The 12,525-nt window shown below is 68.4% G+C and carries 15 protein-coding genes; 5 read left to right on the top strand and 10 right to left on the bottom strand.

Going from position 1 to position 12,525, the window contains the following annotated elements:
• Window positions 1-2: 2 nt before the first annotated feature.
• The 3 genes from VC184_RS10485 to VC184_RS10475 are packed head-to-tail and all read right to left on the bottom strand — an operon-like array spanning window position 3 to window position 3,161.
• Window positions 3-1,520 carry a tripartite tricarboxylate transporter permease gene (locus tag VC184_RS10485; protein ID WP_274178703.1) on the bottom strand — a complete coding sequence of 506 codons (1,518 nt, stop codon included), beginning with the start codon at window positions 1,518-1,520 and terminating at the stop codon, window positions 3-5.
• A gap of 1 nt (window position 1,521) precedes the next feature.
• The gene (locus tag VC184_RS10480) at window positions 1,522-2,142 is read right to left on the bottom strand and encodes a tripartite tricarboxylate transporter TctB family protein (RefSeq protein ID WP_323986087.1); all 621 of its coding nucleotides are present in this window, start codon (window positions 2,140-2,142) and stop codon (window positions 1,522-1,524) included.
• Window positions 2,139-3,161: a tripartite tricarboxylate transporter substrate binding protein gene (locus VC184_RS10475; protein ID WP_274178701.1), complete on the bottom strand. Its 1,023-nt coding sequence runs from the start codon at window positions 3,159-3,161 to the stop codon at window positions 2,139-2,141. Before VC184_RS10475 ends, VC184_RS10480 begins: the two co-directional genes overlap by 4 nt.
• Before the next feature lie 163 nt (window positions 3,162-3,324).
• Here VC184_RS10475 and VC184_RS10470 point away from each other — a divergent pair, with 163 nt between their 5' ends.
• The 3 genes from VC184_RS10470 to VC184_RS10460 are packed head-to-tail and all read left to right on the top strand — an operon-like array spanning window position 3,325 to window position 6,263.
• A complete protein-coding gene (locus VC184_RS10470; protein WP_274178700.1) occupies window positions 3,325-4,593 on the top strand; it encodes a sensor histidine kinase in 1,269 nt (422 codons plus the stop codon).
• Complete coding sequence (locus VC184_RS10465; protein WP_323986086.1) at window positions 4,590-5,348, top strand: response regulator; 759 nt, start codon at window positions 4,590-4,592, stop codon at window positions 5,346-5,348. The genes VC184_RS10470 and VC184_RS10465 overlap by 4 nt, the downstream gene beginning before the upstream one ends.
• A gap of 60 nt (window positions 5,349-5,408) precedes the next feature.
• A complete protein-coding gene (locus VC184_RS10460; protein ID WP_323986084.1) occupies window positions 5,409-6,263 on the top strand; it encodes a PhzF family phenazine biosynthesis protein in 855 nt (284 codons plus the stop codon).
• Between the two features lie 23 nt (window positions 6,264-6,286).
• Here VC184_RS10460 and VC184_RS10455 read toward each other — a convergent pair whose 3' ends face one another.
• From VC184_RS10455 to VC184_RS10445, 3 genes are all read right to left on the bottom strand, one after another.
• Entirely contained in the window at window positions 6,287-6,577 is a 291-nt protein-coding gene (locus VC184_RS10455) for a PLDc N-terminal domain-containing protein (RefSeq protein ID WP_323986083.1), read from the bottom strand.
• 76 nt (window positions 6,578-6,653) lie between these two features.
• Window positions 6,654-7,691 (bottom strand): YdcF family protein, encoded by a 1,038-nt coding sequence (locus tag VC184_RS10450; protein WP_323986081.1) that lies wholly within the window; start codon window positions 7,689-7,691, stop codon window positions 6,654-6,656.
• 4 nt (window positions 7,692-7,695) lie between these two features.
• A complete protein-coding gene (locus tag VC184_RS10445; RefSeq protein WP_323986079.1) occupies window positions 7,696-8,199 on the bottom strand; it encodes a MarR family winged helix-turn-helix transcriptional regulator in 504 nt (167 codons plus the stop codon).
• Between the two features lie 59 nt (window positions 8,200-8,258).
• Between VC184_RS10445 and VC184_RS10440 the strand changes: the two genes are divergently transcribed.
• Window positions 8,259-8,627 (top strand): VOC family protein, encoded by a 369-nt coding sequence (locus tag VC184_RS10440; RefSeq protein WP_323986077.1) that lies wholly within the window; start codon window positions 8,259-8,261, stop codon window positions 8,625-8,627.
• A gap of 20 nt (window positions 8,628-8,647) precedes the next feature.
• Window positions 8,648-8,887, top strand: coding sequence for a hypothetical protein (locus tag VC184_RS10435; protein WP_274178694.1), 240 nt, complete (start codon window positions 8,648-8,650; stop codon window positions 8,885-8,887).
• Window positions 8,888-8,962: 75 nt separating this feature from the next.
• Here the strand turns inward: VC184_RS10435 and VC184_RS10430 are convergent, their stop codons facing one another.
• The 4 genes from VC184_RS10430 to VC184_RS10415 form a co-directional block, all read right to left on the bottom strand.
• Window positions 8,963-9,199: a hypothetical protein gene (locus tag VC184_RS10430; protein WP_282501239.1), complete on the bottom strand. Its 237-nt coding sequence runs from the start codon at window positions 9,197-9,199 to the stop codon at window positions 8,963-8,965.
• Between the two features lie 79 nt (window positions 9,200-9,278).
• The gene (locus tag VC184_RS10425) at window positions 9,279-9,620 is read right to left on the bottom strand and encodes a histone-like nucleoid-structuring protein Lsr2 (protein WP_036305878.1); all 342 of its coding nucleotides are present in this window, start codon (window positions 9,618-9,620) and stop codon (window positions 9,279-9,281) included.
• 78 nt (window positions 9,621-9,698) lie between these two features.
• Window positions 9,699-11,354 (bottom strand): catalase, encoded by a 1,656-nt coding sequence (locus VC184_RS10420; RefSeq protein ID WP_323986075.1) that lies wholly within the window; start codon window positions 11,352-11,354, stop codon window positions 9,699-9,701.
• A 178-nt stretch (window positions 11,355-11,532) separates the two neighbouring features.
• A complete protein-coding gene (locus VC184_RS10415; RefSeq protein ID WP_323986073.1) occupies window positions 11,533-12,330 on the bottom strand; it encodes a zinc-binding dehydrogenase in 798 nt (265 codons plus the stop codon).
• Between the last annotated feature and the right edge of the window lie 195 nt (window positions 12,331-12,525).

The raw sequence follows: 12,525 nt of genomic DNA, 5'->3' as shown, positions 1-12,525 counted from the left end.
GATCAGCTCTTCACGAGCTGCTTCTCGCGCTTGCGGGCGACGACGCGGCCCCGCACCGAGACGATCAGCACGAGCGCGAGGAGCGCGTAGAGCACGATCGTGATCGGGCTCTGGACGAGCACGGAGAAGTCGCCGTTGGAGCTCATCGCCGCGTCGCGCAGGCTCGTCTCGGCCAGCGGCCCCAGCACCATGCCGATGATCAGCGGCGCGAGCGGGAAGTCGAGCGCGCGCATGAGGAACCCGAGCAGTCCGATGCCCAGCAGCATGAGCAGGTCGAACGTCGAGCCCGAGGTCGCGTAGATGCCCAGGCCGCAGAACACCGTGATCCCCGCGTAGAGGTACGGGCGCGGGATCAGCAGCAGCTTCGCCCACAGCATCGCGAACGGGAGGTTCAGGATGAGCAGCACGACCATCGCGATGAAGAAGCTCGCCAGCAGCGACCAGACGAGGTCGGGCGCCCGGTCGAACAGCAGCGGGCCGGGCTGCAGGCCGTACTGGCGGAAGGCGGCCAGCATGATCGCGGCCGTCGCCGAGATCGGCAGCCCGAGCGCGAGCAGCGCACCCATCGCCATACCCGTCGTGGAGTTGCCGGCGGCTTCCGGAGCGGCGAGACCACGGATGGCGCCCTTGCCGAACTGCGGGTTCTTGCGCCGCGCGTCGAGTCGCTTCTCCAGGCCGTAGGCGAGGAAGGTCGGGATCTCCGAACCGCCGGCGGGCACGACGCCGAACGGCAGACCGATCGCGGTGCCGCGTGCCCAGGCGGGTGCGGCTTCTTTCAGCTCGCGACGCGAGAGCCACGGCCGTCCCGTCGGCTTGATGAGCGCTTTGTTCGAGGTATGCCGTTCGAGGCAGGCGACGTAGATGACCTCGCCGAGGGCGAGGATCGCGACCGTCACCGTGACGAGGGAGATGCCGTCGAACAGGTTGGGGGAGTCCATCGTGAAGCGCGGAGCGCCCGACACGCCGTCGATGCCGATCACGGCGATGCCGAGGCCGATGAACAGAGCGGTGAGGCCCTTGACGACGTTGTCGGTGACGACCGACGACGTGGCCGCGAACGCGAAGACGGCGAGCGCGAAGAACTCGGCGGGGCCGAACCTGCTCGAGAAGTCCGCGAGGGCTGGAGCGACGAAGACCACGACGATCGACGCCACGAAGCCGCCGATGAACGCGCCGATGGCTGCCGTTGCGAGTGCCTGTGCCGCGCGTCCGTTCAAGGCCATCTTGTGGCCCTCGAAGGTCGACGCGATCGCCGAGGCCTGGCCGGGCGTGTTCATGAGGATGCCCATGGTCGAGTCGCCGAACAGGCCGCCGAAGTACACGCCCGCGAACATGATGAAGGCGGCCGTCGGGTCGAGCGAGAACGTGATCGGCAGCAGCAGGGCGACCGCCATCGAGGAGCCGAGGCCGGGAAGAACGCCGACGGCCGTGCCGAGGAGGCATCCCACGAGCACCCAGAGCAGGTTGGCGGGGGTCAGTGCGCCGGCGAAGCCCTCGCCGAGAAGCTGAAGCACATCCATGTCAGAACCCTCCGAGGTTGCCGGAGGGGAGCGGCATCCCGAGCACCATGTCGAAACCGATGTAGGCGATCGAGCTCACCGTGAGCCCGACGACGAGTCCGCCGAGATGCCTCGTCGAGCCGAAGGCGCGCGCGACGCACCAGAAGAGGAGACCTGCCGCGATGATCCACCCCAGGACCTCGAGCAGGAAGGCGAAGCCGAGGAACGACAGGACGACCCACAGCAGCGAACGCACGTCCACCCGGACGGCCCGGGCGGGAGCGGAGCCGTCGGATTCGGCATCCGCTTCGTCGCCGCCGATGACGTCGGCGCTGACCGCTGCGATGTCGGGCTGTGCCGCCCTCGTCTCGCGCATCTCCTTCACCGCCGACACGACGAGGGCGGCCGCGAAGATGTAGAGCCCTCCGGCGATGATCGCGGGGAAGAACTGGGGACCGGGGAACACGGCGTTCGCCGGCACCTTCATCGTGAAGATCCCCACCAGCAGATAGGTGGCGAATGCGGCGATGATCACCGGCATCGTCAGCCCCTTGAGCAGGGCGGCGATGCCGGGGCCCGAGACGAGCCGCAAGCGATCGCCGACGACGGCCGAGGTCGCGGTCGGGTTCGGGGGGAACGTCATAGTCCCATCTCCTCGTACAGGTTCGTGATGCGCTCTTCCTCGTCGTCGAGGAACGCGGTCAGCTCGTCTCCGGTGATGATGCGCTCGGTCCAGCGGTAGCGCTCGATCGCGTCCTGCCACTCCGGGGTGGCGACAGAGTCGAGCACGAGCTCGGTCAGAGCGGTCACGTCGGCCTCATCGAGCCCCGAGGGCGCCGCGAGCATGCGCCAGTTCGACAGCGAGATGTCGTAGCCCTGCTCAGCGGCGGTGGGGATGTCGATGCCGTCGATCGGTTCCTTCGCGACGAGCGCGAGCGCCCGCAGTCGGCCCGCCTCGATCTGATCGATGTTGTCGGGGTAGCCGCCGGCGGCCGCTTTCGCGGTGCCGTTGAGGAGCGCCTGGATGGCCTCACCACCGCCGTCGGACGAGATGTAGGTCGTGTCGACGGGGTCGATGCCTGCGGCGAGGGCCAGGTCGGTGACCACGAGCTGATCGAACGATCCGCCGCCCGTCCACGGAATCGACTTCGGGTTCTCGCGCCAGGCGTTCACGAGGTCGTCGAGAGTCTCGTACGGCGAGTCGGCCGGCACGACGATGACGTCGTACTCCTCGACGACGACCGCGAGCGGAGTCACGTCGCTGAGCTTGGCGGCTGAGTCGAACTGGATTGTCGCCGCAAGCAGCCCGGTGCCGCCGACGAGCATGTTGCCCGGTTGGCCGTCGAGCACCGAGACGTTGCCGAGCGCGATCGTCCCGCCCGCGCCCGGCATGTTCACCACCTGCACGTTGTTGACGAGGCCGTTGGCCTTCTGCGCCTGCTGCAGCTCGCGGGCCACGCCGTCCCAGCCGCCGCCGGCGGCCGCGGGGGCGATGATCGTCATCGAGGCGTTGATCTCCTGGCCGGTGGCGGCCGAGGTGACCGAGCCGACCGCAGCGGTCGTGATGGCCGCCGCCGCGACGGCGCCCCCGATGATGCGGGCCGCGAGCGTGCGGCCGCGGTGCGCCGGGCGCGCGCCGGCGTCTGTCGCGCTATGCGTCATGATCACTCCATTCGCGCGGACATCGTCGTCTCCGCGAGATCGAATTAGGATGGCACTTCGCTGAGCCGCCCCCGAGCGTGGCGGCATTTGTTCTCATAGATGCGCACGGGCACGGCCCGACAGCGTCCGATCGCACGAGGAAGTGGACAGGATGCCGTTCACGGTGAGAGCGTCTGCCGCGCGCCTCGTGCTGCTCGTGCTCCCGTCGGTGGTGACCCTCGCGGCGTTGTCGGCCACGGTGGCCACAGCCCTCGCGGCGCAGGAACGGACGATCCGAGAGGCGACGACCGAACGCGTGCTCGAGGTGGCGTCGAGCCTCGCCGACCTTCCGGAGGTGCGCGAGGCCGTGACCGGAGCGATGAGCGCGGGGTCGCCGAGCGTGCTCGCCGACGCGGCCGATCTCGCGCCGGCGACCGCGATCCTGCAGCCGATCGCCGAGCTCGTGGGCGAGGCGGCCGGCGTCTACTACGTCGTCATCACCGACGACGAGGGTGTCCGGATCACCCACCCCCTCGCGTCCGAGCGCGGCGTGCAGGTCGAGACCGCCAACGCCTCCGTGCTCGCGGGCGAGACGTTCGTCGGCACGGAGGTCGGCGCCTCGGGGCCGTCGCTGCGCGCGAAGGTCCCGGTGCGCGGTTCGGACGGAACACCCATCGGGATGGTGGCTGTGGGGGTGCTCGAGTCCCAGATCGCCGGCGAGCTCGACGAGGCCGTCGGCGCCCTGCTGCCCTGGGCGATCGGTGCGCTCGTCGTCGCGACGCTCGCGAGCTCGATCCTGACCGCCGCGGTCGAGCGCCGGTTCCGCCGGCTGGATGTCATCGCCGCGGAGCACGCGCAGATGCGGCGGACGGCGACGGCGCTGCGCGAGCAGTCGCACGAGTTCAGCACACGGCTGCACGTCATCCACGGCCTCCTGTCGCGCGGCGACACCGACGAGGCTCGCGGATACATCGAAGACATCGCGAGCGTGCGCCGCCCCCTCGGCACCGGCGACGACGGGGCCCGCGACGACCAGCCCGTGCTCGCCGCGATGATCCCCACCGTGCGTGCCGAGCTGCACGAGATCGGGGCTCGGGTGCGCTTCGACCTCGACATCGATGACGACATCGACGAGGGGGTCGTGTCGGTGGTGTCGAACCTGTGCCGCAACGCGGCGGAGGCGGGCGCGGCGAATGTGATCTGCGAGCTGGGCCGCCGGGGGTCCCGCATCGTGGGCTCGGTCGACGACGACGGCCCGGGTGTCGAGCCGCGCGTCGCCCGCCGCATCTTCGCGCCCGGTTACTCCTCGAAGACCGACACGACGGGCCTCGGTCGAGGCTTAGGACTGGATGTCGTACGCCGAATCGTCACGGCCCGATCGGGCTCGGTCGAGGTCGGGAGATCGGCGCTCGGGGGAGCGCGATTCGCCTTCGAGCTGGAGGCTGCGCGATGACCGGACCGATCCGGGTCCTCGTCGTCGATGACGACCGCGGTGCGCGCGCCCTCCACGCGGGATTCGTCTCCGACACCCCCGGCTTCGTCATCGTCGCCACCGCGGGTACCGGCGAGGCGGCTCTCGAGCACAGCCGGTCCGGGGTCGACCTGATCCTGCTCGATATGCGGCTGCCCGGCATCAGCGGCATCGAGGTGCTCCACCGGCTGCGCACGCTCGGCGACGACGGACCCGACGTGCTGGTCATCAGCTCGTCGCAGGATCAGACCACCGTGCGTCAGGCTCTCGCGGCGCGGGTCGTCGGCTACCTCGTCAAGCCCTTCACGCAGGCCGCGCTGAGCGAGCGACTCGAACGCTATGCCGCCGACCGCGAGCGGATCGTCAGCGGCGACCGTGACGCGCTTCTGGCTCAGGGCGAGATCGACCGGCTGCTGTCGACCGGCACCATCCGAACCGCGTCGGTCGCGGCATCCGGATCGCACCGGGGGGAGGGACGGATGACGGGCGGTGGTGACCACGCCGGCCTGCCGAAGGGCCTCGCTGCGCCGACGCTCGCGCAGGTCGTCGCCGCCCTCGACCCGGTCGTCGCGCTCACGGGAGCCGAGGTGGCCGCGGCCTGCGGCATCTCTCGCGCTACCGCGAACCGCTACCTGACGCACCTGGTCGACACCGGCGTCATCCATCTCTCGCATCGCTACGGCAAACGCGGCCGTCCGCAGGTGCTGTACCGGCTCGCCCCGTCGCCCGAGCGGTGAGCGTCGCCGCGTCGTCGGCGGCTTCGGCGTGCCACCGACGCGCGGGCGTAGCCTGAACGGATGAGTACGCCCGAGGTCTTGCGATACACCGCGTTCAGCACGCGACCCGAAGGTGGGAATCCCGCCGGCGTGGTCCTGGATGCCGGCGCACTCGATGCCAGCGCCATGCAGCGCATCGCTGCCGACGTCGACTACGCCGAGACGGCCTTCGTCACCGGCACGACCGCCGACGGTGCACGCTCGGTCCGCTACTTCTCGCCCATCGCCGAGGTTCCGTTCTGCGGCCATGCGACGGTGGCCACGGCGGTCGCGCTCGCCGCGCGGGGCCAGGTCGCCTCCGACGGTGCGGTTCGTTTCGATACCCCCGTCGGCGTCGTGTCGATCGCGGTCTCGCGCGACGACGACGGCATCCGCGCGTCCTTCACCAGCATCGAGCCGTCGGTCCGCGACCTCGACGACGCCGATCTCGAGGCGATTCTCGGTCTGCTCGGCCTCACGCGGGCCGACCTCGACCCCGAGCTGCCGCCGCGGCTCGCGAACACGGGCAACACGCATCCGGTCATCGTGCTGGCAGAGCAGAGGACCTTCGACGACTTCTCGTTCGATCCCGACGCGGTTCGGGCGCTGCTCGACGACCGCGGGTGGCCCGCCACCATCACCGTTGCTTTCCGTGCGGCATCCGATCGCTTCCAGGCGCGAAACCTCTTTCCCGTCGGTCGAATCACGGAGGACCCGGCCACGGGTTCGGCGGCCGCATCGTTCGGTGCCTACCTGCGCTCGCTCGGGGCCGTCGACGCTCCCGCGGTCGTGGTCATCGAGCAGGGGGCCCATGTCGGCAGGCCGGGGGAGCTGACCGTCGACATCCCCGTGGAGGGCGGCATCACCGTCTCGGGTCACGCCGTCGCCATCGTCTGATCAGCTGCGCCTCGCCGTCGCGGTCACAAGCGATCGGTGCGGATGCGAGCGTTACGGCCGCCGAGCCACCAGACGAGCGGGCCGGCGATCGGGAAGACGAAGATCCCGATGATCCACAGCAGCTTGCCCCCGCCGGTGTAGCGAGGCGAGGCGAGGATCGAGATCAGGCTCGAGATGAACAGGATCGCGACGACGGCAGCGACCACGGCAGCGACCACGGCGGATACCACGGCGACCGACGTCGTCACCCCCGGCATCCACTCGCGAGGCAGCCACTCGTCTGAGACGACGAGGAATCGTGCGGTTTCGATCATGCTTCCAGCCTCGCCCCAGGCAGGGCTCGTGTCGTGAGCCTGTCGATGGTTCTCGCCTACGCCGGCAGGATGACGTTCAATCCGCGAAGAGAGTGATCAGCGAGATCGCCACGAACGCGATGAGCGGCAGCATCAGGATGCCGAGCGCGACGGCGTTGAGCACGAGGTGGTCGCGCAGCAGGGCGAGGTACTCGCGCAGCAACGCGCTCGGCCGGTAGTAGCGGGCGGTGCGCGCGCCGATCGCGTGGCCCGGCATGCCGAGGGTGCGCAGCAGCGTCGCGGCGCGGAACGCGTGATAGTCGCTCGTCACGGCGAGCACCGGGCCGGTGATGCCGCGTTCTGCGAGGATCGCGCGAGTCAGTGTGAGGTTCTCCTCGGTGGTGCGAGATGCACTTTCGACGAGCAGCCGATTCGCGGGCGCGCCGAGCTCGCCGGCGTACTCCGCCATCGCCGCCGCCTCGCTTCGCGGTTCGTCTGCGCCCTGGCCGCCCGAGACGACGAGCATCGCGCCGGGGGAGCGCTGCAGGGTCTCGACCCCGAGCGCCACGCGTTGGGCGAGCAGCGGCGGCACGCTCCCGTCTCGGCGCAGACCCGACCCGAGGGTGACGATCGCTGCCGGCGCGGGCGCGCGTCGCGCGAGGCGCGCGTACACCGCCGACCAGCAGAGGTAGGCGACGAACCCCATGCCGACGTAGCCGATCGGAGCGGCGAGCAGCAGAAGGATGACGGCGAGCTCGAACCATCCCGCCGTGACGGCGACGATGCCGAGCGCGAGGATGGCCAAGACGCCGACTCCGGCCAGGAGCGAGAGGCGGTTCGCCAGCGACCGTCCTTCGCGCTGGATCATCACCACGCCGTTGGCGAGCAGCGCGACGCCGAGTCCCACCGCTGCGAGCAGGGGGATGCTGAAGATCAGCACGAGCGAGACGACGCTGTTCCCGGGAACGGTCAGTGTCGCCAGGACGAGGCCGACGCCGAGGATGAAAACCGCCACCTCGGCCACGAGCGCACTCGCCGCGAGCGTCAGCAGGACGCCCGGCAGCAGTCGTCGCGGATCGCGGGCGGCGAGCAGGATGCCGAGCGCGGCAAAGAGCAGTGTGAAGAAGCCGGGCACGACCTCAGCTTAGAGACGGGGGATAAGACGCCGGATCCGGAGCTGGTTCATCGCCGACGGCGCGGGGCTGCCGCAAAGACCGCGCCATTCGCCGCAGCGCCCGGAACGTCGTCAGCCTGTCGGTGTCGTCGAGCCCCGCCAGCATCCGCAGTTCCACTCCGCGCACCGCCGCCGTCGCCGCGGCCAGTCGTTCACGCCCGCGCGCGGTGAGCTCCGTCGGCAGGGCCTTGCCGGCCGCGGGGGTGCTCGCACGCGTGACTTCGCCGTCTCGCTCCAGTGTCTGCAGCAGGACGTTCATGCTCTGCCGCGTGACGAACGTGCCGCGAGCCAGCTCGGAGTTCGACAGTCCGGGGCGCTGTGCGAGCAGCTCCAAGCACGAGTAATGGGTGATGTTCATGCCGAACGGGCGCAGCACGTCTTCCATCGCCGATCGAAGGGCACTCGATACCTCCTTCACGAGGTACCCCATCGACGTCTCGAGGTCGATGCCGTCACGGTCTTGACTCATGTCAGTATTCTGACATAGTAGTGGGTGTCAGATAACTGACATACGAAAGGATTCTGCTCATGCCCGTCACCGGACCCGACTTCATCTCCCTCCAGGTGCGCGATCTCGCGGCTGCCCACGCGTTCTACGAGCGGTTCCTCGGGCTCGAGCGATCGCCGCAGGGGCCGCCGCATGCCGTCGTCTTCTCCACCTCGCCGATCGCGTTCGCCCTGCGGGACCCGATGCCCGGCGTCGACCTCGACGCGCTCGAGCAGCCCGGCCAGGGCGTCGCGCTGTGGCTCCACGCGACCGGCGTGCAGGATATCCACCGCGAACTTCTTGCTGCCGGCCACCGAATCGTGTCTGAGCCTGTCGACGGGCCATTCGGGGTGACCTTCACCTTTGCCGACCCCGACGGGTACCACGTCACGCTCCACGACCGGGCCTGATCGACTGTTAGGTTCGCTGGGTGCAGAGTCTGTGGCAGCGAATCGGAACGGCCTCCGCCGCAACCCCGTTCGGCGTCATCGTCATGCAGACGATCGTCTGGGTGGGGATGTCGGCGATCTGGATTCCGTGGGCGATCAACGGTGGCGACGTCATCCGCATCGTGCTTGCCGTCATCTCGCCATTTCTCGCGCTCTACTGGGTGGTGGCGCTGATTTTCGGCATCCGTCGGCGGCGAGCATCGCGGACGTCCCGCGATTGATCATCTCCGCGCAGGACTTCGCCGCATCCGCGTGACCGCATCCGGGATTTCCGCGCGGGGCCGTGACCTGCGCGTTCAGCCGCCGGCATCGGCGTCATCCGCCTGATCGCGGCGACGCGCGTCGGCCGCGACGCCCAGCACGATCCCGAGGGAGAGGCCGATCGCGCCGCCGAGCGCGATGTTGTCGAACGCGAGCATGCCGATGGCGCTGCCGAGCGGAAGGCCGAGCGCGATTCCGATCGCGACCCCGTTCACGCCGCCGCTCTTGCTCGCGCTATCGCTATCGCTATCGCCGGATGGCGGCTGGGTCATGGGATCCTCCGTCCATCGAGGAGAACGAGAAATGGCTCAGGCCTGGAGGTGCCTGAGCCATTTCTGCGATCGGATGGGGTCAGTTCGCGGCGCGGTACGCCTCGATGACAGCGGCCGGAACGCGGCCGCGCTCGTTGACGGTGTGACCGTTCGAACGCGCCCATTCGCGGACGGCCGTCAGATCGAGGTCGCTCTTGTTCGCGCGCGAAGAGCGCGAACGCGAAGGCGTGTTCGCGCGGATCGAGCGGGCGACGTCCACGAACGGTGCCAGCGCCTTGTAGAACTTCTCGGCGTTGTCATCCGAGAGGTCGATCTCGTAAGCGCGTCCCTCGATCGAGAACGTGATCTGCTTTCCTTCGCCGCTCTCGAGGACGGTTCCGTCGAGATCGTCGATGAGCTGGGTGATTTGTTTGCGGGCCATGGCTGACATGTTAGCGGTTTCATCGCCTTGCGCATCACCAATTGAGAACACTATTTCGTGTCGTCGCCCCCGGAAGGCTCAGACCTCCTGTGCGCGCGCATTGGGAACGCAATGAGTCATCTGAAGACCGGCCACATCGCGCGGGCCGTTGTGCCCGAGATTGCGCAGTCGCTCGAGTTCGTCCTCGTTGAGTGTTTGGGATTGCAGAGGCGGCAGATCCTTGATCTCGTCCAGCGTGATTCCCAGGCCCTCACCGACGCGACGGCCGAGGTCGTCCTCCACCAGGTAGAAGTGCCAGAGCATCCGCTCCTGGACGGGACGAGCGGCCTGCCCGATCAGGTCGACGAAGTTCGCCACGAGGTCGTCGCGCTCCCAGTCCTCCATCAGCAGATAGCGCTGTCCAGCCTGCGTGTAGTCGTCGGTCCGGGGAATCCGCTTGCGCGTCAGCCGCCCCACGATCTCCGGCCCCTGCTCGTCGTGCGTCGGGTACTGGGCCTCCCGGAGTCCGCCGGTGATCGACGGCTCGTAGTTGACGTGGGGATTCTCACCGCCGTTGTCGACGTGGTACGCCATCTGTCCATCGCGGAGGTTCGTCGCCACCGATGCGTTCTTCGGGGAATTGACCGGCAGCTGCAGGTAATTCGGACCGACGCGGTAGCGCTGAGTGTCGGAGTACGAGAACGTGCGCCCTACCAGCATCTTGTCGTCGGAGAAGTCGAGGCCGTCGACGAGGACGCCGGTGCCGAACGAGATCTGCTCGTTCTCGGCGAAGAAGTTCGACACGTTCCGGTTGAGCACCATCTTGCCGACCACGCGCGGCGGGAACTCGTTCTCGGGCCACACCTTCGTGTCGTCGAGCGGGTCGAAATCGAGCTCGGGATGGTCGTGGTCGTCCATCATCTGCACCCGCAGCTCCCATTCGGGATACTCGCCGCGCTCGATCGCCTCGTACATATCGCGGGACGCGTGACCGAGATCACCGGCTTGCACGGCGGCGGCATCCGCTTCGGTCATCGAGCGGACGCCGACGGAGGGGATCCAGTGATACTTGACGAGCTTCGTCTCGCCTTGCTCGTTGACCCATTTGTAAGTGTTGACCCCGAAACCCTGCTGGGTGCGATAGTTCGCCGGGATGCCGCGGGGGCTGAAGAGGTTGACGAGCATGTGCATCGACTCGGGCGTCTGCGACATGAAGTCGAAGATGCGCGCCGGCTCCTGCCGGAAAGTGATCGGGTCGGGCTTGAGCGAGTGGATGACGTCGGGGAACTTGATCGCGTCACGGATGAAGAAGACACCGAGGTTATTGCCGACGAGATCCCAGTTGCCGTCTTCGGTGTAGAACTTCACGGCGAAGCCGCGCGGGTCGCGCGCCGCCTCCGACGAATCGCGTCCGCCGATGACGGTCGAGAACCGGACGGCGAGGTCGGTGCGCTTGCCCGGCTCCTGGAAGAGCTTCGCGCGCGTGAACTGCGAGATGGGCTCGTCGCCCCACATCCCGGTCGCCTCGAAGTAGCCGAAAGCGACGAAGCCGCGCGCGTGCACGACCCGCTCGGGGATGCGCTCGCGGTCGAAGTGGCTGATCTTCTCGAGGAAGTGGTAGTTCTCGAGCGTCGCCGGCCCGCGAGCTCCGACCGTCCGCTGATTCTGGTTGTCGTAGACGGGGTGTCCCTGTCGGGTCGTCAGCTCGGGACGGTCGTCGCCCTCAGCCGGGCCCTGGTTCGATACATCGGTCATCGCGTCCTCCGTATGGTTCGCATCGTCGTGGGGATGCGGGCGACGCTACGGGGGAGCGGATGCGGTCGGAAGGGGGTTGCGGGGGTGCCCCGCCGCCGAGCATCAAGAATGCCCCCTTCGCGGGCCGGGTCCCCGAGAGGAGTGTCCGAGCCGCGGCGGGGGCGGTGGTCGTGAACGCTCAAGCGCCGGTGGAGGCGAACTCCGGATGCAGCACCACCTTCGTCCAGCCGTAGTCGCGGTTGTCGAAGTGCTCGTAGGACCGCGGCGCGTCATCGAGGCTGAGGTCGTGGCTGACGACCTGCGACGGCGTCGCCTCGCCGCTGACGATCAGATCGCGAAGCGCCCGGTTGTACTTCTTCACCGGACACTGGCCGCTGCCGAGCTTCTGCCCGCGGAACCAGAACTCGCCGAAGTCGAAAGCGACCTGTCCCTGCTTCCCGAGCGGATCGGGCGAACCGAGGTCCTGCGGGACGAACACCCCGACGACGCCGATCTCGTCGGTGAACCTCACCGACTTCACGAGGCGGTTCAGGGTCAGGTTCGGCGGCCCGCTGCCGTCGGCATCGTGCGCGTGGTAGCCGACGCACTCGAATCCGTTGTCGGCGCCCAGCCCCATCGTCATCTCGTTCACCGCCTCGACGGGGTCGACCTTCGAGTCGTCGATCGTGATGCCACCGATCTCCTCGATCTTGCGCAGACTGTCGGGGTGGCGGTCGACGACCATCACCTTCGACGCACCCTTGATGATCGCGGAGTAGGCGGCCATCCATCCGACCGGACCGGCCCCGTAGATGACCGTCGGATCGCCGGGCTTCACGTGAGCGAGCTCCGTCGCGTGATAGCCGGTCGGGAAGATGTCGGCCAGGATCACGTAGTCGTTCTGCTTCTGCGCGGCATCCTTGCCGAGGCGCAAGCAGTTGAAGTCGCCCCCACGGAACGCGCAACAGCTCGGCTTGCCCGCTGGACCGTGGGCCATGTCGGCGAACCCGTAGGCGACACCGGCCCACGCGGCGTTCGGTTGAGCCGTCAGACAATGGTTCGTCAGCCCGCGTTCGCAGGCGCCGGTCCTAGCTGCACCACGCTGGGTTCGAGGTGCTCCATCACTGTGAGCTCAGAGATGGACATATCTCATACGTAGTGGACTCAGCGATGGCATCGTGGTACCGGCGCG

Source organism: Microbacterium plantarum (assembly GCF_035231185.1).
GTDB lineage: Bacteria > Actinomycetota > Actinomycetes > Actinomycetales > Microbacteriaceae > Microbacterium > Microbacterium plantarum.
This window is presented reverse-complemented; position numbering and strand designations above follow the sequence as displayed.